Genomic DNA, 26,442 nt, shown 5'->3' with positions numbered 1-26,442 from the left:
AGGGCATGCGCTATACCCATTGTTGCCAAACGTTTTTTTATTTTTGCGATTGATTGTATAGTTCTTGTAAATCATTTTCCATTCCGCCTGAATATTTAAAATACTCTGCGATAAAAAGAATTGAATTGAAATACAGGTTTCTCATCTCATCTGTTTTTTCTTTTTCAGCGAGTGCAGAAAAGTGTCCGTTCAAAGCCAAAAATAGACTTCCCAAATGTCTGTCTTTATACGATTCTGTTTTTTCGTATCCAATCCATTCAAAGTCTTCAAAGTCGAATGAAGTGTATTCATAATATGGTTTTCTATTGAATGTTGGTAGCTTGTCTACGAACTCAAGTAGTTTATCGTAATTCTTCATCATTTGAAGAACTCGGAATCTTTGTGTTAATGAATTCGTGATAGCGAAAAAGAGAATTGCCTTTTCAGTCTCGTTTTCTAATCCATAGTTGTTTAAGTCAATATTGTACTTGCTTAAATTTTTGTCATTGAACATTTTCGCAATCCCACCACGAATTCGATAGTAATAATTATCCAACAACCAGCGACTATCAATTTCTGTCTCTAGTGTCTCTTTTGCTATTTCCTCACTTGGTCGTGGCTCTGATTTCTCAGACTGATTATTGTAGTGAATTTCTCTCAATACATACCAATATTTTAACTCTTTCTCTGAAGGCTTTGAAAGGAATTCTTTAGTCAAAAGCTTTTTATCACCTTCACCAATTGCAATTAATGCGTCAATAATATGATTCAGCTCAGGTGTTCTAAGTTTTTCGGCTTCTTTTTTAAACTCATCACCTGTGGCATTGACATTCTTGGAATAGATTTCGCCAAGTTTCACTAGGTTATCAAAGTCGGCCTTTTCTTGTCCAAATGACATTAAGGTAATTGACAGGAATAGAATCGTAAAAATCTGTTTCATTCTTTTTATTTAATGTTTGGCAACGTTTTAGGCTATGATTTCGTTGTGGAATCATCCGCAGGATTATTCCGCCGAAATCCAGCTGTTTGATTTATACTTTTTCTTTGGTGTGGCAAAAAACCACAATGGATTATAGCCATTGTTGGCGTGTCGTTTTTATTTTCGTAATTCTTTTTCAGTCATTTCGGGATTATATCTTTTCCCATCTTTATCAAAGCTCCAAACATTCGAAACTTCACGTAATTCAGGTAATTCAGTTTTTCCAGAGTTAACTTTTTGTTTTACAATCCTGCGAAATTTTCGATTTGCGTCTCGCTTATTTTCCTTTTCAGATTTCGCTGTTGTAATTCCGTGTATTTTGGTTTTCTTTTTTGAGCGACTCATAATATTCTCACTTTTTCAATTGCTTATTTTGTTTTATAAACTTGAATTCATGATTAGCTACAATTTTTAGAAACCCTTCTAAATTTCCAAGACAACTCTCAATATCGTTTTCTTTAACGGTATCCAATCTCACAAGTAAATCTCCAGCTAAATATTTTCCGTTTTCGTCTAATTTTGGAATTTCAATTATAATTCCAAATTCATTATCATATTCAACAATATCTCCAATTTTCATCTCATTCAAATATTTTATCGAGTTTTCTTAAATGCATGCCAACGTAATTGTGTATGAAAAGTTGCGATGATTTTGGTAGCAATTTTTCATTCATTTTTCATGATTTAAAAGTAAATATATTTTTTGATTTAAAGAGAATTAAGCAATTTTTTATACATTTTGTTGGCAAATCGTTTAGCTATCCCACAAAGGGATGGATTTGTATAACTTCCAGTCTTTTCCGTTCCTTAAATAAACTATTAATCTAGCTCCGCCACAATGACTACAGCCACCAAATTCAGAATAAAAAATAGCCTTTTTATGATCTTTGCTAAAAAGAGGAATAGAAAATGAATAAAATTTTCTGTTAGGGTTATTTTTTAATCGTCCTTTTTTTATTTTAAAATTCCATTCAGTGTTTTTTTCCGAGTTGAACTGTTTCTCCATATAGTTAAAGTCCGATTTAGAGAATAATTCGGTAATTTTTTTCTTTTTGACATTAGAGCGTTGGTCATTTTTAATCATAGCTTCTTTTTGAAAAATAAAATCAGTTTTTTCAGGACTAAAAATTGAAATTAAGGCTTCTGACCAATTAACAGGCTTATAATAGATTCTTTTCTTCCATAATTTTTGATCATCATAAGCTTTAAACGTCTTATCTATGTGGAAAACTATAATCCTATTTATAAGAGAATCTGGAATTACGTTACTGTAAGATTGAGAGTAGATTTTATGGATTGAAACTAGTAGAAATATTATTGTAAATAGTTTTTTCATTCAGTTAGATTTTTATTAAATCTATTACATGTTTTATTTCTCCAAAACTCTTAATGAGTAAATGATAATTTTCATTTAGTTAGCAGATTTCCTTAAATGTTTGCCAACGGTCTCGGCTATGAGTAGTTGCGTGGGTTAGCGTTAAACTTTGCAAGTACACACCAAACTGAAAATTCGCGAGGACTTTCGTAAGTAGGTAATAACAAGCAATTACTTATAGCCATTGTTGTGGGCAGTTTTTTTAATAATTATACATATCTAATTCATCAAAGTCTTTTATTTCAGACAGTTTGATAAGATTTTCTATTTTAATTTTATTCCAAGTTTCCTTAAATGTTTCATCTCCGCCTTCCGCATTTTCATTGCTGTTCTCTTTGATTAATCTCTTTTTTGTCAAGAAGTTAATACTTGTTTCCGTATTTGTTACTGGACCACGATTACTACTTGAATCATATCCAATTAATTCAAAATTTGAGTTTTGATATCGGAAGGTATATTCCCAATATCCATATCTGCCGTGGCCGTAATGGATATAAAGTTTTTCGTTTTCAATTTTAATCCATAATTCTGGTGGAAAATAAACTCCACCATCTTCATTTTCTGACGAAAAGCAACTGTAGTTTTTATCGGCAAGTTCATAACCTTTCTCTTTTTTGAATAGAACAACAATTCCACGTCTATTTCTGTCAACTTTTTTATCAAAACGATTAGTGACAATGTTAGTTGTATCTGTCTTTTTGATAATCAAAACACAGTCATCCAATCCATCTTTATTTAGATCTCCAAAATATTTTTCAAATAAAGCATATCCTTTTGGAATGAAATCTGAAGGTTCTTTATCCTGTGCTTTACAGCCTAGAACAGTCAGTAGAAAAAAGGGTAGTATTATCAAAGTATTCTTCATTCAGTATTTAGCTTCTGATAGTTGGTTTAAATTGCCCACAACGTCTCTTGTATGGTGCGTTTGTCTGCCGAAGGCGGCATATGCATTATACAAATTGTTGTAAGCTGCCTTTATTATTAATTTATTGTTGCTTTCCTTATTCCATTAATTACTTTATTAGGATTGCAAGAATTTAGTCCAGCTCCCCAACTTGAATTAAATTCAATTACAAACCATTTATCTGTTTGATTAAACCCTAAATCGATAACATAAGATTCAGGTAAATCAATTGAATTGTTTTGCAAAAAGTCAGTTAGAAATTTTCTTGCTGATTCTAAATTAGAATTTCCTTCATAAATTGCCATATCGAGGATTTTATTGTTCAATATAAACGCTCGGACTTCACTTTCTATCTTAATAATATTTGACTTTATGACTTGCTCATTTTGTTCAATTCCTTTTGTTTCTTGAGTAAAACTGTCGAAGTCTATATAAACTTTTGATTTGAATGTTTTAGGTTTAGCAGGTTTAATAAAGACTGGAAATAGAGATTTTTCAATTTCAGCAATTTTTACAATTTCGATTTTACGTTTAATCCAATTAAAATCTAGTTCACTAATTAATTCATCTTTCGGTTCAATTAGTATTAATCCGAGTATTTGAGCTAAAACAAGACTAAAAGTGTCAATCCCATAAATGGTTATCCTTTTTTCAGAATCTATATTTGGTCGTTTCCAAAATTTTCCGATTCGTTGGACTTCTCCGCCATTCTTTTTCCAAATTTCTGCAACAGAGTCTCGTTCAATATCTATTTTTTCAGGAATTAATAAGACTTCGTTTATCATTTAACTAGATGTTTCTTTTGGTTGCTTACAACGGTTAATGCAAAATGCGTTTTAATGCATTTTTACATAGTGTTGTAGCCAGTTTTTATTTTTCATTATCAATTACTGTCGGGTTTAAAACATCTTCCAAATCTCCTTTTTCCAATAAGTCAGAAATTGTTTTTTCAATGCAATCTCTTGTTAATTCCTTTACAAACAGGTCAGGCGGAGTTTGATATAATCCATTTAAATTTTCCCCGTTCTCTATATCTTGTCTAATTGATGTTTCTAAGAATTTGAATGTCCACACGTTAACTCCATAATGTCTACCGTCTGGTAAGTCGACATGGATATTGCAAAACTCATTCTCAATGTCCCAATTACCAGGTTCAACCTCCTCAAATTCCAGCCAAAGTTTAAACTCCATATTCTTCGTCATAAATCTGGTTCGTTTGGAAGAATTTTTAAACTCTTGCTCCATTCCGTGAAACCATCCATGAAATCACTTAAGTTGTCATAAACTGTTTCTGATTTCTTAGTCCTGTCATCAATTTGAATTTCTGCATGGAATTCAAGAAATAGATTATAAATCTCATTCTTAGATTTCCCGTTTTTAGATAAAAGGTTTATCAAATTCAAAAATTCATCATGATAGCTTTCACCTAAAATGATTTCAAATAGTCGGTCTTTATATTCTTGAAATTCGATTTCCATTTTTATTGGCTACAACGGTTCTGGCTATGATTATGTTGTTGTTGGACAGTTTTGTGCCAATGGCTGTGCCGACAATCGGATCAAGCTTTGGCGGAGGCACTTTTGGTGGCGAAACAAAACTGGCATAACTTTCATGGCTTTCTTATTTATTTCTTCTGTCTAAATTTAGTAATTCTTTTTCTGTCAACTAAAAAGCGACAATTAATTATAGCCATTGTTACCCAACGTTTTTTCTCTTCATCAATATTTCAGCTGCTTCCACAGCTTCTTTTTGATAACTTTTCTTATTATCCAAAATCTCTCGTAATTGTCTTTCGTTTTTAGATTGATATTGTTCAATAAATTTTTCGGTTAATGTCTTTTCCTTTTTTGGTTCTTCAAATAAGTTTATTCCTTTTCTATTATCTTTTTTATTTATGTAAGGATAAATACGAAATCGATATCTAGTTTTCAGAAGTAACGGAGTTTGATGAAGAAAGTCATGTAGAATATTAGTTAAATAATATCGATCACCATTTTTGAATTGTATATCCCAATATCCAAAATCGGAAATTAACATTGGAATTCGACCTGCTCTATCAACTGCATTTTTATAATAAATTCCTAAATGATATGTAGATTTTTCAATTTCATTTTTTTGATATTCTTTTTTAACACCATCTTTGGTTATAGATATTTTTAATTGTTCATAATCCAAAGTAAATTCCGTGTTTCTATTCTCAAAATAGTAATTTAAATAAAGAATAACGGCAGGAATATTGGTAATTATGGTAAAACCAATAATAAACCAAATCCAGAAATCTTCTAAAACAAAATCGGTTCCATTTTTCCATTTATAATAAACGGGAAGTACTACAATCATTAGCCCTACAACTTTTAAGTTGTCGAATAACAATCTTCTCAGGAGTCGGTTATTTATTTTGTAAAGTTTTTTCAAATGTTGGGTAACGTTTTGGCTAAGCTGCGTTCTAATGCAGTTTAGGTGGTGTTAGCAACTGTTTTATCTTCTTAATTTATCACCTCCCCGATTGGTCCCAATACGAGTTGTTCCTCCAACAGACAATTCAGGATTAGGTGTCCTTTTTGTATACTTTCCTTTAGAATTATACTTTTTTAAGTCAATCAAATCAGGTCTGTTCCTAATTTCAATCCAATAATCTTCACGTATATTTTCATCAATTTCTATGTCTAGAGGGTAAAGAGCGTCATCACCGTTCTTTTTGGGGCCAGAAATCCAATATTCTTCTCCAGTTTCTATGTCAAAGTAATTGCATTTATATCCCATTCCTTTTAAAGACTGAAATTCTTGCCCATTATACTTTAAGGTTTTTCCTGTCTTAGAAAAAGTTACCAAGCCAATTCTTGCATCATAGGCTCCTAATCCTCCACCCGGTTCAATAAACATTATTCTTGATTTCACTTTTCTTTTTGATTGTTGCTAACGTTTCGTGTAAGTTGCGTTTTAATGCAATTTACACGTTGTTGTTTGTAGTAAATATAGCTAAAATCTTATAGTTTCTGTTTTTATATTTACGTAGTCAGTCCAGGCGCTACATTCAGATTACTTTAAATCCACTTGTTTTTTCAAGATTATGAATTATATCAACCACAGACTGATATGGTTTGTTATCTGAAAAATGATTTTCTGCTCCTCTCTAAAACATTGATTTAAATAAAATTATCGTTTTAAAACTTGACATTGTCAAAAAATTCTTCTAGTTTCGGCAAGCTTATTACGCTAGCATGCGTATTTGAAAGTGTAACTCTCATACGATGTCAATCGATAAGCTTGACTAAACTGCATTCTTACGTTTAGTTAATTTTAATCCTGTTTTACCTATCCTTGATCACAATCAAAAAGTGTATTTAAAAGCCAAAAGTTGGACTTATTACATACAACGTGTTCGTGTATGATTTGTGCGGAATCGTCCGCAGGATGATTCCGAGTAGTGAATATACGAAAATGTAGGATTTGTTCCTTGTCTTAACCATCAACCGCATGAATTATACACGTTGTTAGCAGCTGGTTTATATTCATTTACATATAGAAATATTTCCACAACCAAATTCCCGAATAATTGGTTATACACATATCTTTTATTTTAAACGTAATTATTTTGTCATTAGGTTTTGGTTTAATCTTTTCTCCATTCATTAACTGTTTGAATAGATATGATTTTTCTTTAAACCACTTTTCTTTTTGATTTGTAGAAACTGCGTATACTTTTAAATAATTTTTATTTTCGTTCAATTCAGTCACGATATCATCAAGAATTGAATCATCTTGAAATTCAGAATCTGATTCTTTGTCAATCCAACCATTATCCTTTAAAACTTGAATTCCGTTATTAGGGTTAGATTTATCTTTTAATTCTATTTCAAAATTTATATCAATTAAGCCATATTTTGCTATAGTTCCTTTTATGCTATTACTTTCATTTGATTTGACTTGAACATTAAGGTTTTCTTCTACAAGAAGCTTTATTTCTTCTGCAATTTGATCTCCACTTTTGGATATATCAATTGGGATTTCAATTCCGACATAATCGGTTAATGAATTATATGCTAATTCTTTATTTATTGTTCTTAATGTTCTTATACTATTCACGGTCGTTTCTTAACTTGCTGCTAACGTTTCGTGTAAGTTGCGTTTTAATGCAATTTACACGTTGTTGTTTGTAGTAAATATAGCTAAAATCTTATAGTTTCTGTTTTTATATTTACGTAGTCAGTCCAGGCGCTACATTCAGATTACTTTAAATCCACTTGTTTTTTCAAGATTATGAATTATATCAACCACAGACTGATATGGTTTGTTATCTGAAAAATGATTTTCTGCTTTGCTGTAAAACATTGATTTAAATAAAATTATCGTTTTAAAACTTGACATTGTCAAAAAAATCTTCTAATTTCGGCAAGCTTATTACGCTAGCATGCGTATTTGAAAGTGTAACTCTCATACGATGTCAATCGATAAGCTTGACTAAACTGCATTCTTACGTTTAGTTAATTTTAATCCTGTTTTACCTATCCTTGATCACAATCAAAAAGTGTATTTAAAAGCCAAAAGTTGGACTTATTACATACAACGTTGATGTATATGGTTTGTTGCGTGTTTTAAACACCTAATTTAGCAAATACAAACCAAATAGAAAATCCATAAGGATTTTGGTAAGTAGGCTTCAGCTAGCAATAAATTATATACAGTGTTACCTACAGTTATTTATTCCGTTTTATAGCAAAAATCAAAGTCGAATTCGGCAATACTTTAATTGATTTTCGAACTTTGCTTTTATAACTATTCTTTAATTCAATTTCTTTAGCTACTCGGATAATAAGATATTCAGCACTTTTTTCCGATTCATAAGAGTATTCAAGTCCGTTTATGACTAGGTCACAAGCTCCGTCAATTAATGATAATTCGTAAAACTCTCCCTTAAATTCAATTCCGAACGAGTTAGCAGAACCGTAAGTCTGATATTTTATTTCCGTTTTACCGCTTGTTGTTTTTCCTCCATATTTTTTATAGCTCAAGTCATAAACTTCGTCTTTATCTTTTTCAATTTCCAATTTTGCATAACTGCCTTGAAAATCCAATAGTGACTCCTTGTTATCAGAATTTTTTACGATTAGAGTTCCGTTTATTGTTCCGTTAAAATTCCCTGATTCCAAGTCTTGAAAAACAGAATCAAATCCGTTTCCGTCAATTGCATATTCCGAATATTGTTGTCCGAAACATTGCAAATAAGTAAAAATCAGAAATAATATGATTAGTATTCTCGGTTTTTTCATAATTGTAGGTAACGTATTTGTGTATGATTTTTTGCAGGAAAGGACGCGAGTCATTTTCCGATGTTGCGGAAAGATAATTAATAAGACGGAATTTTCGTTGAGGAAATTCAGCCGCAATTAATTATACGCTTTGTTGGCAATTGTAATTATTGTATAGTTTTCAAAATTTCAACCTGTTTATCCGGAAATTTCATGATCATATAATGTAAAAAATTTTTCTCAATCATCTGCTTTTTGTGATAGGAAAGAGAGTAGTTGTAAAATTTAATCAGTTTTTGGTAGTCATCAGACCATTCAATCCAAGAAGTTATTTGAGTTTCAATAAAATCAATTATTTTCAGGAAATCAATTTCTGAAATATTATAAATATTTATATTATTACTGTAAATCATTATCCCTTCATTTTCATTGTATCTTGAGTCTCTTTTTATTGGTTCTCCGAAAACTTTAATAATTTGTTCTTTACCTTTTGGTACTTTTTCAGATAGTCTGTAAAAGTTTGGGAATCCCATGAATCCTTTAGAAGAAACTCCTTCGTTTTTTAATTTCTTAATTAATTCTAGAGAAACGAAAGTTGGAATAATTTCCAAATTCACATACTCTCCTGGGGTATTTGATCTACTTGACCAAAAAGAAATCTCAAATTTTATTGATTTATTTTTAAAAGTGATTTTTGGTTTTGATTTAGCATATTTCCAGCCTTTTTTTGAAAAATATTCACCAATTTCATCGCAAGTTGCTTTAAAAATCTCTTTACAATCAGTATTCTTATCATAGGTATTTAGAATACTTTCTTTTTTCCATTTCCAATTCATTATTCACTATTATTGCCAACGTTTAGTATATGGTAAGTAGGGCAGTAGAAAGCGAAAAACTTTCAAGTTTGCACTGAGCCAAATCGTTGTATTTTGTTTTTAACTTATTCATTTTAAAAGCCAAATCAACGATTTGGCGGTGTTTGTAAATAGTACAGAACTTTCTTTAACCACCGATCGCCCTATTTGCTATATACAGTGTTGTAGCCCGTTTTTTTTATTCATCTAAATTCCATTGTTCTAAATCATCTAATGGATTTGGCAATCTTCCTTCTAACCACTTTTTTAATGTTCCTGGTTTGAATTCTTTGTCCTTAGTTTCGATTACCCAAGAAAGAAAATCTGTTGGTCCTCCATTCATGTACGGTGCAGGAGAAACTGGATAAAAAACTGTTGGTAATCTTTCATTGATTGATAAGTAATTTACTACACATCCCAATTCCTGAACTACACTCCAAGCATATTCATTGTGAATATCTATTTGAAATTTAATCCACCAAAGTCCTTCTTCATCAATTCCTGTAGCTATTGGTGAATTTATTGCGGGAACTCTTTCTAAGTATTCAGTCAACGTTTTGAAAGCTCTTTCATCCATTCGCTATTGCTTTTTTTATATCGTTTTTATTCGGTTTTCGACAATTCTTAATCATATCTTTTTCACAAGAACCAAAATCAATAAAATTCTTTCTTGCTTGAATTAAAGAAACTCTATTTGCTCCACCTACATAATCAGGTTCTTCAAATTGAATTGGGTCATCTTCCCAAAAACAAATTGGACAAATTGAATATTGCAATCTTTCCCCTTTTTCAAAAGTATTGTAATCGCAACAAGGACAATATTCGTCTAATTCAATTTTCATGTATGTTTTCTTAATGGGCTACAACGTTTAGTATAACCGTCAGTTACGGGTTAATATACGTTAATTTTCTGTTTAGCACTTACATTAGTATTTACTAAGTGGATTAGGACGTGGCCGAATCCGCCGTAATTGCGGTTATACATTGTTGGCTTTATGTGTTTTTTCAGTTTAATTTCAGTTTCTCATTTTTTCCAATAAACAAGTACAACAACGAACCTATAAATGGAATCAATATGACTGCTAAAATCCAAATTATTTTGTCATTTTGAGCAAACTTATTTTTTATAATGTCAAGCAAGCAATAAATCCAAAGTCCAATTGATAATAAAATTAAAGCTTGACATATAAAAAGTCCAATTGAGAAATCATTAATTGTTTTATCCATATTATATTTTTATTCAGTTTTTCTTTTTCACAAACTAGCTCAAATTCCGATTTTTTCCGCAAAGCAATTCATTCAGCGTTTAAGTTAGCAATTCCGATGTTGCTTTAAATTCCACTCTTGAATGAGATTTGAGACAGATTTTGGAATTCCACAATACAGTTTTTCTGTTTTATGTTTCATGAAATTCTCAAAAAAACCCAAACATTCAAACTAGTTTTTTCTATTTGGCAAACTAACTCTAGCATTAAAGCCAACGGTTTGTGTATGATTTTTTGCGGGAAAAGGACACGAGTCATTTTCCAATGTTGCGGAAAGATAATTAATAAGATTGAATTTCCGGTGAGGAAATTCAGCCGCAATTAATTATACGCTTTGTTGTACTTAGTTTTTTATCAGTTTGAGTTTATTCAATTCACTTAGTTGTTCATTCCAGTTTAGAGCGATTTTAGCTCCATTATCGTCATCTATTTCGGTTAAAAAATTTCCGTCTTTTAGATATCTAAGAGAGTTTAATATTTTATTATTAGTTAAAGCATAGTTGAATTTTCTTTCAGCTAATTCTTGTTTGCTTAGATAATTTCCTCTGAATTCATTCAATCCGATTTCCTTAAGTATCAATTGGGCTTTTTCTTTAAAATTAAAATCTATTTTGGAAAGAGTAACTAATAATTGAGGACTTACCCAAGTTCCTAAACAAAGCCGTTTCCATAAAAATCCAATAAACTTTTGCTGTTCAGATTTTTCTAATTTTAAAATTGTAATCAATGCAACTAAATGTAACCTCCAATTTAATTCAGTTAGTAATTTTCTAGTATCATTATAAATATCGTGAATTTCATTCTCAGATATTATTCCGTCAATTAGTTTTAAGGATTTACCAAGATTGAAGGTTTCAGTATCTGATAAATCAATTTTCAGGTTTAAAAGAGGTAAGTGATTTGGTTGATTATCCCAAAATTTATCAAATATTCCGAATTTCAATTTTAGTTCATTTTTAAATTAAGTACAACGTAATTGTGTATGAAAAGTTGCGATGATTTTAGCGGCAATTTTTCATTCATTTTCATGATTTAAAAGTAAATATAATTTTTGATTTATAGAGAAAGAAGCAATTTTTTATACACGCTGTTAACTAATGTTGGAGAACACTAGCCAAAATTCAAAGCATTTAGAAAATTTTACACTGAAAGCAAACGAGACAGAATGCAAATCTAAAGGTTTACAAACAAGCACAATTGTCAGCCAATAAAAGATAAATAGTTACAAGCCTTACTTGCATTTAGTTTGCGTATTTTAAGTTTTGTAAAAAGCCTTTTTTTAGAAAAAGAACGGATCAGAACGTTCAGCGAGAATTGGCTAAAAATACGATGAGGTTCTACTCAAAAGTAAAAAGTAAGCTTAGTTATCGGAACGAGTCAGAGACTTTTCAAACACAAAACAAGAACCGACAATCACGAAATTAGGAGATTGGCAAATGATCCAAACCATAAAACGTTTAGTTCTCTAAAAAAAGGACGAAGCTGGAATTACTGTTGAAAAGTAAAATTTTGAAACTGACTTTGATTTATCAAAAGGAGAACTTCACATAATTCTCGACAATGATAGTTAACGTAATTGTGTATGAAAAGTTGCGATAATTTTAGTAGCAATTTTTCATTCATTTTCATGATTTAAAAGTAAATATAATTTTTGATTTATAGAGAATTAAGCAATTTTTTATACACGCTGTTAACTAATGTTGGAGAACACTAGCCAAAATTCAAAGCGGTTAGAAAATTTTACACTGAAAGCAAACGAGACAGAATGCAAATCTAAAGGTTTACAAACAAGAACAATTGTCAGCCAATAAAAGACAAATAGTTACAAGCCTTACTTGCATTTAGTTTGCGTATTTTAAGTTTTATATAAAGCCTTTTTTTAGAAAAAGAACGGATCAGAACGTTCAGCGAGAATTGGCTAAAAATACGATGAGGTTCTACTCAAAAGTAAACAGTAAGCTAAGTTATCGGAACGAGCCATAGACTTTTCAAACACAAAACAAGAACCGACAATCAAGAAATAATGAGATTGGCAAATGATCCAAACCATCAAACGTTTAGTTCTCTAAAAAAAGGAAGAAGCTGGAATTACTGTTGAAAAGTACAATTTTGCAACTGACTTTGATTTATCAAAAAGAGAACTTCACATAATTCTCGACAATGATAGTTAACGTTTTGGCTAAGCTGCGTTTCAATGCAGTTTAGGTGGTGTTACCTGCATTTTTTATTGTCATTTATCGATGTAAATCAGGATTTAACTCGTGCGAAACAGGGTCGGGGTGTTTAATAAACCAATCTACAATTCGGTCAGTTAATCGATCATAAATATCGTCCTCTAAATAAGGTTGTTCAAAGATTAAAAGCCTTTGAATATCAGATTTAATTTGTTTTACTGTTTCTTGGTCAAACTCATTCGAATTGATCAGAGTATCTTTGACATAAAGTCCCAAAATCTCGTGTCCGTTATCCCAATTTATATTTCCATTTCGGTGAGCCTCATCTCTCAGTTTTTCAACGGCTCGAAGCAGTTCTCCTTGGACTGTTTCTGCTTGTCCTGATTTGGGTACATAATTCTGCCAAATAAACTTGGCTTTTTCAAAATATTCTTCTTTAGTCATTTTCATTATTGCAGGTAACGTTTGGTGTAAAATGCGTTTTAATGCATTTTTACATAGTGTTGTAGTGCGTTTTTCTTTTTTCAATTTCTTTACCTATAAACCAACTTGTCAATCCACCTTGTGCTGCACCAATTAAAAGAAATAGAGGTCCTCCCATAACTAGCCACATTAAAATACCCAAGCCAATAAATCCGAAATCAATTCCATGTTCAATTAGTCTAGGTATCATTTCAGAAAACATTGCGACTATAAATATTCCAAACCATAGTTTCAAGAAGCCGAGAAAGGTCGATAAAAAAGGATCTTTATTATTTTTAATTATTTCTTCTCCAATTTTTCCAGCAATAAAAAATGCAATTATTAAATCCAACACTATTTGGATTGAAAAATATAACGTTTCATTCAAGTATGGATTAATCAAATTCCTATTAATCAGTTTCTTTAACTCTGGAGATAAATACATTGAAAAAATCAGCATTCCACTTAGGATAAGTACAGTTACTCCTATGTATTTAAAGAATGAAATCCTACCAATATGTTTTGCGTATATTTTCATTTTATTATAATGCACTACAACGTCTCGGCTAAGCTGCGTTTTAATGCAGTTTAGGTTTTGTTGTAGAGCGTTTTTATTCTTTTTTTAGTTTATCTGTCAATTTGGTCAGGCAAGTTTCAAGTTCTTCCTGTTCAACTTTAAGTGACTCATTTCCTTCCGGCTTAAAATCCTTTATTGAATCAAAGTAGTCAGTCGGATTAATCGGGTCGACATTCCATCCTTCTTTCATGGAGTAACCGTAGGTCAAGTTAATGCTGTTGCCTTTTTCCAATTTTATGCATCCGGTATATTGGTCTGAGAAATCAATTGGCAAATAGATTGTTTTCCCTTTTTCCAATTCTTTAATTTTTCTATTCCAAGAGTTAACTAAAAGTCCGACAGCTTTTTTAATTTCAGTAAGTCCATTTTTTGGTTCAATTGCCAAAGCGAAATAATAGGTGTCAAACCTTTTCTGATTTACTAGTCCAGGAATATCAAAAAGTAAATCTTCATGTCCACCTTGTTTATTATCTAAAACTTCTATGTTTATCAGATTTGTCATTCTAATGCTCTACAACGTAATTGTGTATGAAAAGTTGCGATGATTTTAGTAGCAATTTTTCATTCATTTTCATGATTTAAAAGTAACTATAATTTTTGATTTATAGAGAATGCAGCAATTTTTTATACACGCTGTTAACTAATGTTGGAGAACACTAGCCAAAATTCAAAGCGTTTAGAAAATTTTACACTGAAAGCAAACGAGACAGAATGCAAATCCAAACGGTTTCAAACAAGAACAATTGTCAGCCAATAAAAGATAAATAGTTACACGCCTTACTTGCATTTAGTTTGCGTATTTTAAGATTTGTGTAAAGCCTTTTTTTAGAAAAAGAACGGATCAGAACGTTCAGCGAGAATTGGCTAAAAATACGATTAGGTTCTACTTAAAAGTAAAAAGTAATCTAAGTTATCGGAACGAGCCAGAGACGTTGCAAACACAAAATAAGAACCGACAATCAAGAAACAATGAGATTGGCAAATGAGCCAAACCATAAAACGTTTAGTTCTCTAAAAAAAGGAAGAAGCTGGAATTATTATTGAAAAGTACAATTTTGAAACTGACTTTGATTTATCAAAAGGAGAACTTCACATAATTCTCGACAATGATAGTTAACGTAATTGTGTATGAAAAGTTGCGATTATTTTGGTAGCAATTTTTCATTCATTTTCATGATTTAAAAGTAAATATAATTTTTGATTTATAGAGAATGAAGCAATTTTTTATACACGCTGTTAACTAATGTTGGAGAACACTAGCCAAAATTCAAAGCGTTTAGAAAATTTTACACTGAAAGCAAACGAGACAGAATGCAAATCTATAGGTTTTCAAACAAGAACAATTGTCAGCCAATAAAAGATAAATAGTTACAAGCCTTACTTGCATTTAGTTTGCGTATTTTAAGTTTTGTAAAAAGCCATTTTTTAGAAAAAGAACGGATCAGAACGTTCAGCGAGAATTGGCTAAAAATACGATGAGGTTCTACTCAAAAATAAAAAGTAAGCTAAGTTATCGGAACGAGCCAGAGACTTTTCAAACACAAAATAAGAACCGACAATCAAGAAATTAGGAGATTGGCAAATGAGCCAAACCATAAAACGTTTAGTTCTCTAAAAAAAGGACAAGGCTAGAATTACCTTTGAAAAGTAAAATTTTGCAACTTACTTTGATTTATCAAAAAGAGAACTTCACATAATTCTCGACAATGATAGTTAACGGAATTGTGTATGGTTAGTTGCGTGTTTAAGCAACTAAATTAGTAAACAAATACGAACCCGAGAAAATTCCGAAGGAATTTTCCAAATAAGCACCTGCCAAAGCAATTAATTATACACGGTGTTACCATACGTATTTTATTCCGCTATTTGTTAATTCAGTATTTTGTTTTCTACAATATCAAATCCAAAAAAACCTTTTCTTGATTTAAATTTGATAGATTTATAAAAGTTCATTTTTGCATAATATTCGTTAGCGAAAACTAACTCTTTATTTTGTCCTTTGTATTTTATTGTAAATACAGGTTGTTCCTTTCCAATTCCAGATTTTTTTGTTCCACGTATTGAAGTTCGGTCAATAATTTTATAAGATTCTGTTTTCACGTTTTGGTCAGCAAAATAGTAATTCGTAAACATAAAGATTGAACACGCTATAAATCCGTATCCGACTAAATAATTTAATGTCGCATATAATTTCGTTGTTCCATAATGAAAATAAGTTTCTTTATAATTCTTATAATCTAGCAGATAAGCTATTATTCCAACTGCAATTATTAATGACGCAGGAATTATCCAGTTTATTATTGTATTCCGAAAAATTTGTATTTGAAAATACATCAAAATTATTCCTAAAAAGAAAATAATCGGATAGAATATTTTTCGTTGTTTGTGCGTCATTGTGATATGTATGGTAACGTAATTGTGTATGATTTTTTGCGGGAAATGGATGCTAGTCATTTTCCGGTGTTGCGGAAAGATAATTAATAAAATACAATTTTCGTTGAGGAAATTCAGCCGCAATTAATTATACATTTTGTTAGCTACTGGTGTATTGATAATTCAATTGTATAATTTTTTAAATAATTAGTATAATCTTTATTGAAGCCTTTTATTGCTCTTATATTAGAAGAATCAGCCTCTATTACTGAATAAAAGTCCCCATTTTTTTCTCTTACGGTACCTGTAAAACTAAACGTGTAAAGTGAACCTTTAATAACTCTTTTACGAGAATAATTAGGTAGAACTTTATCATTAGGGTTCATGCCAGAAATACTAATTTTATTTCCTTTACTTATTGCTATGCTCAAGCTGTAAAAATCTTTACTTAATCTAATTGCATCTACAAGATAATTAAAGTTCTTTCTCTTTTTTAATGAGATATTTTCAGTAGCTATGTTAATCGTTTTAGTATTGGTCAAACTGTCTTTGATAAAATTTAACTTTACCTCTAATTCAAAAACAATTTCTGAAGAGTAACAGTCAATCATAGAAATCAATACTTTCTCTCCTTTCCCTTCTGCAGAATTAATTTCAGTACATTTTGTATTTGCGCAAGAAAAAAGACTGAATATTGAAGTAATTAGTAAGATAAATTTAAATCTCTTTTTTATCATGAATATATGATGTTAAAACTTGTAGCTAACGTATTTGTGTATGATTTTTTGCGGGAAAGGACGCGAGTCATTTTCCGTTGTTTCGGAAAGATAATTAATAAGATTGAATTTCAGGTGAGGAAATTCAGCCGCAATTAATTATACGCTTTGTTAGCACAAGTTTCTTTTTTTTGTTGATTTAATCAAATTATCTAATCCTTTATCAGTCAAAATGTGTCCATTTATCCAGATTTTTTTCTTCTGATATTCTGACTTAAAATAAATAGTTGTACTTGATCCATATTTTTTTCTAAATAGTCCAATTATTACTTCTCCTTCGAATGTGGCATTTCTTTTTTTGATTTTTCTTGAATACTGCTTTTTTAGGTCCAGTTTATTGATAGTCATTCCGAAGATGTTCTTGAGTATTAGTTTCTCTTTGGAAATCAGTACACTATGAGTTAGAAAGAGTAAAAAGAAAATAGTCAGTAAACCAGAATAGATTAAAATAGGAATCCAGTTTATAATTTTCTCTTTATTTGTTGAGAGAAATGTCAATACTAGTAAATTGATAAGAATTAATAGAATAAACATTAAAATTATTCTAAAAAATAGTGTTAGACTGTCTTTTTCAAATTTCATTTTTTCAATTTGTGCTAACGGTCTCGGCTATGATTTCGTTGTGGAATCATCCGCAGGATTATTCCGCCGAAATCCAGCTGTTTGATTAATACTCTTATTTTGGTGTGGCACAAAACCACAATGAATTATAGCCATTGTTGTACCCAGTTTTTATTTTCAGATAAAGTCGCTGTCAACTACTATTAACCAATTATTTCCAATTCCAAATACTTCGATAAATCCATATTCAGTCGAAAATCCTTTCTCGGTTTGTTTTGGGTCACACGTTGTCCAAGTCAGGTTTAAAGTTCCGATTGGGTATTCAGTCCATCCAGTTGCATATTCCACTTTTTTACAGTCAGAATCGTTGCATACAGTAATGAATTTAATTCCTTTTTTTATTAATTCAGTCGATAGTGATTGTTCTAAATCGCTTGGATAAATTCCTTTACCTAAATTAGAGTTTACAAATTGATTTGCTAAAATCCGATTTCTCAATTTATTCCATTCCGCTTTTTTGTCTGAAAATTGAGCAATTTTTTCCGCTACAATTTCTTTTCTTTTTTCCTTGTTGTCTGTACAGGAATAAAGACTAAAAGTTAGTACGAAAATCAGAATTATGGTCTTAAATCTGTTCATTTCTCAAATTGGGTACAACGTATTTGTATAACTGTTGTTACGGGATTAAAGTTACATAATTTGGTTAAAAACTAGTGTTAGTAATTACCGATTGGATTCAGACAAAGTCGAATCCGCCGTAATTGCGGTTATACATTGTTGTAACATGTTATTTTTCAAAATCGGGTTTATTTTTAATTACAAAAGCAATTAATAATTCGATCAAATTATCCTGATATTCGTAAAATTCAGAATCGCATTTATTCCAATTTTCTTTTGCCTTTTCCTCAATCAGTTCAAGTTCATTGTGCCTTTCAGCTCGGTCTTTTGGTACGATTTCATTTTTAAATTCCGAATTAGCTTTTTTAACTATTTCGGCTGTTTCGTTCGCTCCAATTTTTATTAAAGCATCAATAGTCTCATTCGCATACTCTCCACTTGAATTCCAATAAAATTGATGAAATCCACCATTGTTAATTTCTCGTTCCAAATTTTCAACAATCAACAAGACTTTTTGCGATTCGTTCAGTCTGTCAACCTTTTCTCCGTATTCACATTTTTTGTTCAGATATGTGTCAATTTCCATAATTATCATATCTCGTCTTTCCATTTTCAGAACTTTGTCTAAATCAAATTCCATTTGCGAACTTGCATTGGCTGAAAATAATGATGTTACGAATATTAATAGTTTTTTCAAAGGTTCGTTTTAATGTGTTACAACGTAATTGTGTATGAAAAGTTGCGATGATTTTAGTAGCAATTTTTCATTCATTTTCATGATTTAAAAGTAAATATAATTTTTGATTTATAGAGAAAGAAGCAATTTTTTATACACCCTGTTAACTAATGTTGGAGAACACTAGCCAAAATTAAAAGCGTTTAGAAAATTTTATACTGAAAGCAAACGAGACAGAATGCAAATCTAAACGTTTATAAACAAGCACAATTGTCAACCAATAAAAGATAAATAGTCACAAGCCTTACTTGCATTTAGTTTGCGTATTTTAAGTTTTGTATGAAGCCTTTTTTTAGAAAAAGAACGGAGCAGAACGTTCAGCGAGAATTGGCTAAAAATACGATGAGGTTCGACTCAAAAGTAAAAAGTAAGCTAAGTTATCAGAACGAGCCAGAGACTTTGCAAACACAAAATAAGAACCGACAATCAAGAAACAATGAGATTGGCAAATGATCCAAACCATAAAACGTTTAGTTCTCTAAAAAAAGGACGAAGCTGGAATTACTCTTGAAAAGTAAAATTTTGAAATTGACTTTGATTTATCAAAAAGAGAACTTCACATAATTCTCGACAATGATAGTTAACGGTCTCGTATAACCGTCAGTTACGGGTTAATATACGCAGACTTTTCGGTTTAGCACAGGCTTTAGCAATTCCGAGTGGATTCGGACGCATTCGAATCCGCCGTAATTGCGGTTATACATTGTTGTAACACGTTTTTTATTCATTTAATTTATCAATTATGTATTCATTCAGATAATCATTTTTTTTATCCAGAAATATGATTGTCGGTCCGTATACATTGTTAATTGCAAGAAGTCCATATTTCTCACTAAATAAAATTGGTCCAGTTGCGTCATCTGCATAATCTAATGTATCATAATAGTCAAACTCCAATCCTTGAAGTTCATCATTTGTGAAAGGCTTTTTGCTAGTTTTTACAAACTTGTCAAATCCGAAAAGAAGAGTGTCAGTATCAATTATTTTGTTTATCGCTATCGTTTTTGTTGTATCGATTTGATTTACGTATTTAAAATTCAGTTTGTTTCCCGTTTTTTTGAAAGTCAAATTAAACTTTTCATTTTTCGGTTCTGCTCCAAAGAATATTGTTGCATCCATTTTAGATTTCCATTCAGAGTTTTTGTCAGAACATCCGAAACAAATAGTAAATATCAATATATAAGTTAATAGATTTCTCAAAATGTGTTACAACGGACTTGTGTATGGAACGTAGCGTGTAAAAAGACACTAAGATTTCGGATTAACACAGAGCCGAATTTTTATATTTTGTTTTTAACTTATCAATTTTAAAAGCCAAATTAAAAATTTGGCGGACTTTTTAAATATACACAAACCTTTCGGTTTAGCACTTATTAGCTATGTTTTATACACCGTGTTGCCATTAGTTTTTTATCCGTTTTTATACCAATCTTTCCATTCCTCATTTTCAGGATAGGTCAGTTCGTATATTATTCTTTCGGTATCAGTTATTTTGTCTAAATATTCAATTAGGTTATCAATATGTTCTTCTCCATATCCCATTCTCCAACCAATACTATATCTGTTGATTTCAGGATGAGCCAACCAAGGTGGTAAAACAGAATTTTCAAGAGGTTTAAATTCTCCAATTTTGTTTAGTATATCTCTTGTTTCCATTAAAGCGTAACCAAGTAAATTCAGTCCGTCCCAAAAATATGGAATTTCAGCATTTTCGTCATTTTGTGCAATTCCAATTCCCCAAATTCTATCTACAGGACTTGCCTCAACTAAAATTCGGTCATTCGTGTTTTTTAAAAATTCAGATAACTCTGGGTTTTGACTAAACTTGTGGAAATTACCTCTAACTACTATGTCAAATCGATTTTCTTCCCAAATCCTTTGGTTAAAGTTTTTTACTTTTCTTCCAAGTTCTTTTACCTTTCCTGCTTTTTCTGATTCGATTATTTCCTGGTAAATTTCTTTGTCGTTAAACAACAGAGCTTTTTCAGCCATCATATAATGTTCAGCTGTCAAGAATTTAATTCCGTTAATCTCAAATTCAGATTCATACCATTGACTAAAACAAGATTTTGTAATTCGGTCAGACTTTTGATGTCCCCAAAATAGAAGATATTTCAGGTTTTCTCCAGATTCAATTCGTTCAATTATTTTCTCGTTCGTGTAGTTCATTCTAATTAATGGCAACGTATTTGTGTATGATTTTTTGCGGGAAAAGGACGCGAGTTCTTTTCCGATGTTTCGGAAAGATAATTAATAAGATTGAATTTCCGGCGAGGAAATTCAGCCGCAATTAATTATACACGGTGTTACCACATGTTTTAAATCGTATTGTTTATTCTTATTATAAAATCAGTTAATTTTTCTGGCTCTGTTTTTGCTCTTTCCATAATTCCAACATTGTCAATAATAAAATCTACTAGAATTTCATTTTGACTTTCGGTACGATTATATTTTTTCATGTTAAAATTGAAAATTAATGATCTAATCGTATTTATTGGTCCCCATGGAATTCCCCACCAACCCAAAAGAAGTGATTTTATATTAGCTTTTTTATGCATTATGTCTAGGCAATCTGAGCAAGCAATTCTTATTGATTTATCGTAATTTGTTATTACAAAAATGCTGATAACTTGACCGACAAAAGTTGCGTTGATTTTTTGTTTTTTTGATTTGCATTTCGGGCAAGGATGGTTTTTCAATATCTCATAATATTGATTTAAATCCTTATCTGTTATTTTCTTTGTTAAAGAATCTACACTGTTAATTAAACTATGATTTAAATTCCTTTTTTTTATTTCTGATTTTAAAATATCTACTACTTCTGGGCGTAATGAATCAGCCTCTTCAGTTGCAAGTTTTTCAATTTTCCAATCGTCAAATTTTTTATAATTCTCTCTAATGTCTTCTAGGTTCATTTCTCTTTTTCAAATATGTGGTAACGTAATTGTGTATGAAAAGTTGCGGTGATTTTAGTAGCAATTTTTCATTCGTTTTTCATGATTTAAAAGTAAATATAATTTTTGATTTATATAGAAAGAAGCAATTTTTTATACACGCTGTTAACTAATGTTGGAGAACACTAGCCAAAATTCAAAGCGTTTAGAAAATTTTACACTGAAAGCAAACGAGACAGAATGCAAAACTAAACGTTTTCAAACAAGAACAATTTTCAGCCAATGAAAGATAAATAGTTACAAGCCTTACTTGCATTTAGTTTGCGTTTTTTAAGATTTGTATAAAGCTTTTTTTAGAAAAAGAACGGATCAGAACGTTCAGCGAGAATTGGCTAAAAATACAATGAGGTTCGACTCAAAAGTAAACAGTAAGCTAAGTTATCGGAACGAGCCAGAGACTTTGCAAACACAAAATAAAAACCGACAATCAAGAAATAATGAGATTGGCAAATGAGCCAAACCATAAAACGTTTAGTTCTCTAAAAAAAGGACAAAGCTGGAATTACTCTTGAAAAGTACAATTTTGCAACTTACTTTGATTTATCAAAAAGAGAACTTCACATAATTCTCGACAATGATAGTTAACGTAATTGTGTATGAAAAGTTGCAATGATTTTTAGTAGCAATTTTTCATTCATTTTCATGATTTAAAAGTAAATATAATTTTTGATTTATAGAGAAAGAAGCAATTTTTTATACACGCTGTTAACTAATGTTGGAGAACACTAGCCAAAATTCAAAGCGTTTAGAAAATTTTATACTGAAAGCAAACGAGACAGAATGCAAATCTAAAGGTTTATAAACAAGTACAATTATCAGCCAATAAAGGATAAATAGTCAAAAGCCTTACTTGCATTTAGTTTGCGTATTTTAAGTTTTGTAAAAAGCCTTTTTTTAGAAAAAGAACGGATCAGAACGTTCAGCGAGAATTGGCTAAAAATACGATGAGGTTCTACTTAAAAGTAAAAAGTAAGCTAAGTTATCGGAACGATCCAGAGACTTTTCAAACACAAAACAAGAACCGACAATCAAGAAATTAGGAGATTGGCAAATGATCCAAGCCATAAAACGTCTAGTTCTCTAAAAAAAGGACAAAGCTGGAATTACTGTTGAAAAGTACAATTTTACAACTGACTTTGATTTATCTAAAATAGAACTTCATATAATTCTCGACAATGATAGTTAACGGTCTCGGCTATGAGTAGTTGCGTGGTTTAGTACTAAACTTTGCAAGTACGCACCAAACTGAAAATCCGCGAGGATTTTCAGAAGTAGGCGAGAACAAGCAATTACTTATAGCCATTGTTGCCAGTAGTTTTTATTCGTTTATAAATTTTTCAAATTCCGATTTATTTATTATCTGCTCTATTCTTGGTTTTTCAATTTTTAGTTGTCCATTTTCCGAAACGGAAGCAACTTTATCATTAGGTTTCTCCATAAAATATGCGAACGAGTTATCGGTAAAATCATATTCTGACCATACATAAATATCTTTTTTGTTTTCATTTTTGTAATAGTCAGTTTCAGATTTTACATTTAAAACTCCATATTCAACAATTTTTTTAAAATGTCCATTTTTTGAATTTTCATCATACCAAACTAGTTCGAATTGCTCTGACCATTCAGGAATATACTTTAGATTGCCTGATATTTGTGGGATTCCTAATTTCAATCGTTCCGAATTGTATTCAACTCCGTGAGTTTTATTTAAGGGAATGAAATAAGTGTAAGCAGATTTAATTCCAATTATTATTAAAAGAATAAAACAATATTCAAGAACCTTTTTTCCAACTTTTTTTAAAGAAAACTTAAATTCTTCCTTATCACTTTTATAATCTAAATAATATGCTCTAGAAATCGCAACAATAAAAATTGCGAGAAGTATTAATGTATATTCCATTTTTTCAAATTACTGGCAACGTTTCGGCTATAGTTAGTACGGGAATTAAAATTACTGATTTTCCGGCTAATCACTTAGCCAAAACTTTTTATTTTGTTTTATCTTTTTCTGTTATAAAGTCAAATCAAAAGATTTGGCGGTCTTTATAAAAATACATTTACTCTTGGATTAAACACTAACCCCGTATTAATTATAGCCATTGTTGTAACACGTTATTTTCTTAATATTATTTTTTCAATCTTATTATTATCAATTCTGTTTTGGACGTGTTTTGAATCTTCTAATAAAATAGCTTCTTTTAATGACGGAAAAATTTTGTTAGCACGTTTTAGCATTTTTATTCCAGGAAACATAATGTCTTGCTTAGCAGCAAATAAACTTATTGGAGTTGTTATCAATTTGGCTTCTGCTTTTTTTATTATTGGAACAGGTGTGAAGTCCATATTGAAATACAAAAATACCTTTGATAAATAATTAAGTGCAAATTCATCTTTTTCAGAAAAGAGAGATTGCAAGAATTTTTCAAGATATTTAGTCTTTTGATTTTTCATGTATCGTTTCATAGGAATAAATACCTTAAACAATGCAATCAATGGGTTTCCATTTACTATAAATGCAGGGGCAGATAAAAACACCTCTTTTATATTACTTTCATTCTGAATCAAAGTTTTAAGAATTATTAATCCACCGAAAGAGAAACCAGCCATAGTTACATTTTTCAATTCAAGTTTTTTTATTAATTCGTTTATCCACAGACCATAAGTATTGTCTTTCATACTCAATCTGTTTTGAGCACTTTTATTTGGTTGTGCAAGAACATCTATGGCAAATACCTGAAATTCTTTGTGAAGATTTGGATAAGTTTCCAATGAAATTGGAGCGCAACCATTTGAACCGTGAATTATTAATATTGGTGGTTTTATTGAATCACCAACTATAATAATGTTCGTGTTTCCAAAATTAGTTTTAACGAGTTTGTATTTGTAATCTATATTTAAATCCTTTAGTTTTTGCTCATAAAGATTCATAATCTCCTTTTTTCCTAATTCTGATTTGTATAATGATTTCATTTTGTAATTTTAGGACAAATTTACTAATTATAATAGTTTAGGACAAGTTTACTAATGAGTAAAAAGAAAAAGTTGATTTTAGAAACTGCAAAAACTCTTTTTAATGAAAGAGGTTATAGCCAAGTAACTATAAGAATGATTGCTTTAAAACTAAATATGAGTTCAGGAAACTTAAATTATCACTTTAAAAAGCGAGAGGATATTTTCGAGGCTTTGTATTTTGAGATGGCTGCAGAATTTGATGAAAGAATTAATGTTTTAAGCAAGATTGAAATTTCGATAGAACAAGTTAAAAATGATGTTGAAAGAAGTATGAAGAGGATGTTAGACTATTCTTTTTTTTGGACAGATTTATATAATCTTCTTTCTATAAATGTTAAAGTGCAAGAGCATTTTCAAGAAGTTTATAAAAAAAGAATTAACGGTTGTTTTTTGTTGTTTAAAAAAATGAAAGAAAAAGATTTGATGATAGATTCATCCTTTGAATTTGAATATGATTTTCTAGCTGACAGAATGATTAACTATGGTAATACTTGGTTATATTCTGGCAGTCTATATCCGAATAAATTAAATCTAGCTAATATTGATTACCACATACACACTTTCTTAAGTATATTGTTTCCTTATCTTACTTTTAAAGGAAAAAGAGAGTTTCAAAATTTATTACCAGAGTTTTTTGGGTGATGTGTTACAACGTTTTGTGTATGGTTTCGTTGCGTGTTTCAGCAACTAAATTAGCAAATACAAACCGAATAGAAAATCCTCGCGGATTTTCGTAAGTAGGCGAGTACTAGCAATGAATTATACACGTTGTTACCTGCAGTTTTTTAATTCAGTTATTATTTTTTCTGTTAACTCTCCTCCAATTATGCAGCCAGAACAAGTTCTTGTCAGCATTGGTTTTCTATTCAATTCCGCAATTCGAGTTTCAATCGATTTTTTCTGTGAGTCACTAAATTCATTTAGGTTACAGTAATAAAATTCGACTGCCATTAATCGAGTTGCTGGATTTTTACTATAAAGCAAATATTCGCAATTGCCACTTTCAATGATTTGGTCAAATAATTTTCTATTATTCATTAGAGTCATACTTTCTCCACAATAAGTTCCGAAAATTATCGATGAGAAAGGACTCATTATTTCATTCAGATTGTCATTATTCCATTTTTCAATTCCAGTTAACGGTTCGGTTGAGTTGTCAATTCCGAAATAGATTGGTTCCACTTTAAAGTCGTCATTAATTTTGAAAAGAGTGGATAGTTTTTCCTTGTATAGCTTTTTTAATTTCTTTGATTTGTTAGGAATTCGTGTTGTAAGTTCATATGACACAATTTCGTTTTTGAAGTATAAAATCTGATAATTGATTGTCATACTCCCAAGTCCTTTTCCACTTTGTTTTAATTGATAGCCAAATCCTAAATTCTCACGTCCCTCGTTTTTGACTTCCAGAGTTTTCATTAATTCTGCTGTCGAAATTTCATAGGCTTTTTTCAATTCAGTTACAAAAGCTGTGTCAACTCGAACATAATATTTTTCCACTTCAGTTTTTTGGGAAAATGAAAAGTTCCAAAATCCTAAAGTCAGTAAAATTGATATGTAAAATGCTTTTTTCAAATTGCAGGTAACGTTTAGTGTA

At 30.5% G+C, this 26,442-nt stretch carries 33 protein-coding genes; 1 reads left to right on the top strand and 32 read right to left on the bottom strand.

Annotation, left to right across the window (positions count from 1 at the left end; translation table 11 throughout):
* Positions 1-37 precede the first annotated feature (37 nt).
* The 31 genes from BTO06_RS15910 to BTO06_RS15765 all read right to left on the bottom strand — a co-directional run bounded on the left by BTO06_RS15910 (position 38) and on the right by BTO06_RS15765 (position 24,806).
* Positions 38-919: a hypothetical protein gene (locus BTO06_RS15910; RefSeq protein WP_157811894.1), complete on the bottom strand. Its 882-nt coding sequence runs from the start codon at positions 917-919 to the stop codon at positions 38-40.
* Between the two features lie 156 nt (positions 920-1,075).
* Positions 1,076-1,303, bottom strand: a complete 228-nt coding sequence (locus tag BTO06_RS15905) for a hypothetical protein (RefSeq protein WP_100926242.1) — start codon at positions 1,301-1,303, stop codon at positions 1,076-1,078.
* A gap of 7 nt (positions 1,304-1,310) precedes the next feature.
* Complete coding sequence (locus BTO06_RS15900) at positions 1,311-1,538, bottom strand: hypothetical protein (protein ID WP_157811893.1); 228 nt, start codon at positions 1,536-1,538, stop codon at positions 1,311-1,313.
* A gap of 174 nt (positions 1,539-1,712) precedes the next feature.
* Complete coding sequence (locus tag BTO06_RS15895; RefSeq protein ID WP_100926240.1) at positions 1,713-2,294, bottom strand: hypothetical protein; 582 nt, start codon at positions 2,292-2,294, stop codon at positions 1,713-1,715.
* A 241-nt stretch (positions 2,295-2,535) separates the two neighbouring features.
* Positions 2,536-3,198: a hypothetical protein gene (locus BTO06_RS15890; RefSeq protein WP_100925621.1), complete on the bottom strand. Its 663-nt coding sequence runs from the start codon at positions 3,196-3,198 to the stop codon at positions 2,536-2,538.
* 116 nt (positions 3,199-3,314) lie between these two features.
* On the bottom strand, positions 3,315-4,022 hold the full coding sequence (locus tag BTO06_RS15885) for an ATP-grasp domain-containing protein (RefSeq protein ID WP_100926239.1): 708 nt from the start codon (positions 4,020-4,022) through the stop codon (positions 3,315-3,317).
* Between the two features lie 85 nt (positions 4,023-4,107).
* Entirely contained in the window at positions 4,108-4,440 is a 333-nt protein-coding gene (locus BTO06_RS15880; RefSeq protein WP_232731476.1) for a hypothetical protein, read from the bottom strand.
* A complete protein-coding gene (locus BTO06_RS15875) occupies positions 4,437-4,715 on the bottom strand; it encodes a hypothetical protein (protein ID WP_100926238.1) in 279 nt (92 codons plus the stop codon). Before BTO06_RS15875 ends, BTO06_RS15880 begins: the two co-directional genes overlap by 4 nt.
* A 217-nt stretch (positions 4,716-4,932) precedes the next feature.
* Positions 4,933-5,577: a hypothetical protein gene (locus BTO06_RS15870; protein WP_157811892.1), complete on the bottom strand. Its 645-nt coding sequence runs from the start codon at positions 5,575-5,577 to the stop codon at positions 4,933-4,935.
* Between the two features lie 138 nt (positions 5,578-5,715).
* The gene (locus tag BTO06_RS15865) at positions 5,716-6,120 is read right to left on the bottom strand and encodes a hypothetical protein (protein ID WP_198517096.1); all 405 of its coding nucleotides are present in this window, start codon (positions 6,118-6,120) and stop codon (positions 5,716-5,718) included.
* A gap of 633 nt (positions 6,121-6,753) precedes the next feature.
* Entirely contained in the window at positions 6,754-7,323 is a 570-nt protein-coding gene (locus BTO06_RS15860) for a hypothetical protein (RefSeq protein WP_100926236.1), read from the bottom strand.
* A 138-nt stretch (positions 7,324-7,461) separates the two neighbouring features.
* Positions 7,462-7,605: a hypothetical protein gene (locus BTO06_RS18605; RefSeq protein WP_157811692.1), complete on the bottom strand. Its 144-nt coding sequence runs from the start codon at positions 7,603-7,605 to the stop codon at positions 7,462-7,464.
* A gap of 329 nt (positions 7,606-7,934) precedes the next feature.
* A complete protein-coding gene (locus BTO06_RS18725; RefSeq protein ID WP_198517095.1) occupies positions 7,935-8,507 on the bottom strand; it encodes a hypothetical protein in 573 nt (190 codons plus the stop codon).
* A gap of 146 nt (positions 8,508-8,653) precedes the next feature.
* Positions 8,654-9,322 (bottom strand): hypothetical protein, encoded by a 669-nt coding sequence (locus BTO06_RS15850; RefSeq protein WP_100926234.1) that lies wholly within the window; start codon positions 9,320-9,322, stop codon positions 8,654-8,656.
* A gap of 217 nt (positions 9,323-9,539) precedes the next feature.
* Positions 9,540-9,917: a hypothetical protein gene (locus tag BTO06_RS15845; RefSeq protein ID WP_100926233.1), complete on the bottom strand. Its 378-nt coding sequence runs from the start codon at positions 9,915-9,917 to the stop codon at positions 9,540-9,542.
* Positions 9,910-10,182, bottom strand: a complete 273-nt coding sequence (locus tag BTO06_RS15840; protein WP_100926232.1) for a CPCC family cysteine-rich protein — start codon at positions 10,180-10,182, stop codon at positions 9,910-9,912. The genes BTO06_RS15845 and BTO06_RS15840 overlap by 8 nt, the downstream gene beginning before the upstream one ends.
* A 163-nt stretch (positions 10,183-10,345) precedes the next feature.
* Positions 10,346-10,567 (bottom strand): PLDc N-terminal domain-containing protein, encoded by a 222-nt coding sequence (locus tag BTO06_RS15835; protein WP_100925596.1) that lies wholly within the window; start codon positions 10,565-10,567, stop codon positions 10,346-10,348.
* Positions 10,568-10,948: 381 nt separating this feature from the next.
* Entirely contained in the window at positions 10,949-11,548 is a 600-nt protein-coding gene (locus BTO06_RS15830) for a hypothetical protein (protein ID WP_100926231.1), read from the bottom strand.
* A 1,291-nt stretch (positions 11,549-12,839) separates the two neighbouring features.
* Positions 12,840-13,229 (bottom strand): hypothetical protein, encoded by a 390-nt coding sequence (locus BTO06_RS15825; protein WP_198517094.1) that lies wholly within the window; start codon positions 13,227-13,229, stop codon positions 12,840-12,842.
* Between the two features lie 43 nt (positions 13,230-13,272).
* Entirely contained in the window at positions 13,273-13,779 is a 507-nt protein-coding gene (locus tag BTO06_RS15820; protein WP_100926230.1) for a hypothetical protein, read from the bottom strand.
* 73 nt (positions 13,780-13,852) lie between these two features.
* Complete coding sequence (locus BTO06_RS15815; RefSeq protein WP_100926229.1) at positions 13,853-14,320, bottom strand: hypothetical protein; 468 nt, start codon at positions 14,318-14,320, stop codon at positions 13,853-13,855.
* Positions 14,321-15,687: 1,367 nt separating this feature from the next.
* On the bottom strand, positions 15,688-16,152 hold the full coding sequence (locus tag BTO06_RS15810; RefSeq protein WP_100924101.1) for a hypothetical protein: 465 nt from the start codon (positions 16,150-16,152) through the stop codon (positions 15,688-15,690).
* A 203-nt stretch (positions 16,153-16,355) separates the two neighbouring features.
* Complete coding sequence (locus BTO06_RS15805; RefSeq protein ID WP_100926228.1) at positions 16,356-16,928, bottom strand: hypothetical protein; 573 nt, start codon at positions 16,926-16,928, stop codon at positions 16,356-16,358.
* Between the two features lie 150 nt (positions 16,929-17,078).
* Entirely contained in the window at positions 17,079-17,549 is a 471-nt protein-coding gene (locus tag BTO06_RS15800; protein ID WP_100926227.1) for a hypothetical protein, read from the bottom strand.
* A gap of 156 nt (positions 17,550-17,705) precedes the next feature.
* A complete protein-coding gene (locus BTO06_RS15795; RefSeq protein WP_100926226.1) occupies positions 17,706-18,167 on the bottom strand; it encodes a hypothetical protein in 462 nt (153 codons plus the stop codon).
* A gap of 148 nt (positions 18,168-18,315) precedes the next feature.
* Complete coding sequence (locus BTO06_RS15790) at positions 18,316-18,843, bottom strand: DMP19 family protein (RefSeq protein WP_157811891.1); 528 nt, start codon at positions 18,841-18,843, stop codon at positions 18,316-18,318.
* Positions 18,844-19,602: 759 nt separating this feature from the next.
* The gene (locus tag BTO06_RS15785) at positions 19,603-20,082 is read right to left on the bottom strand and encodes a hypothetical protein (RefSeq protein ID WP_157811890.1); all 480 of its coding nucleotides are present in this window, start codon (positions 20,080-20,082) and stop codon (positions 19,603-19,605) included.
* 210 nt (positions 20,083-20,292) lie between these two features.
* A complete protein-coding gene (locus BTO06_RS15780) occupies positions 20,293-21,051 on the bottom strand; it encodes an NADAR family protein (RefSeq protein WP_100926223.1) in 759 nt (252 codons plus the stop codon).
* Positions 21,052-21,200: 149 nt separating this feature from the next.
* Positions 21,201-21,797 (bottom strand): hypothetical protein, encoded by a 597-nt coding sequence (locus BTO06_RS15775; protein ID WP_100926222.1) that lies wholly within the window; start codon positions 21,795-21,797, stop codon positions 21,201-21,203.
* A 1,357-nt stretch (positions 21,798-23,154) separates the two neighbouring features.
* Positions 23,155-23,736: a hypothetical protein gene (locus BTO06_RS18595; protein ID WP_157811889.1), complete on the bottom strand. Its 582-nt coding sequence runs from the start codon at positions 23,734-23,736 to the stop codon at positions 23,155-23,157.
* A gap of 212 nt (positions 23,737-23,948) precedes the next feature.
* Positions 23,949-24,806: an alpha/beta fold hydrolase gene (locus BTO06_RS15765; protein WP_100926220.1), complete on the bottom strand. Its 858-nt coding sequence runs from the start codon at positions 24,804-24,806 to the stop codon at positions 23,949-23,951.
* A gap of 54 nt (positions 24,807-24,860) precedes the next feature.
* Between BTO06_RS15765 and BTO06_RS15760 the strand changes: the two genes are divergently transcribed.
* A complete protein-coding gene (locus BTO06_RS15760; protein ID WP_100926219.1) occupies positions 24,861-25,490 on the top strand; it encodes a TetR/AcrR family transcriptional regulator in 630 nt (209 codons plus the stop codon).
* A gap of 129 nt (positions 25,491-25,619) precedes the next feature.
* Here the strand turns inward: BTO06_RS15760 and BTO06_RS15755 are convergent, their stop codons facing one another.
* Positions 25,620-26,420, bottom strand: a complete 801-nt coding sequence (locus tag BTO06_RS15755; RefSeq protein ID WP_232731475.1) for a hypothetical protein — start codon at positions 26,418-26,420, stop codon at positions 25,620-25,622.
* Positions 26,421-26,442: the final 22 nt, after the last annotated feature.

Source organism: Tenacibaculum sp. SZ-18, assembly GCF_002813915.1.
Taxonomy (GTDB): Bacteria; Bacteroidota; Bacteroidia; order Flavobacteriales; family Flavobacteriaceae; genus Polaribacter.
The sequence above is the reverse complement of the archived record's forward strand: the minus strand, read 5'-3'. Positions and strand labels throughout refer to the sequence as shown.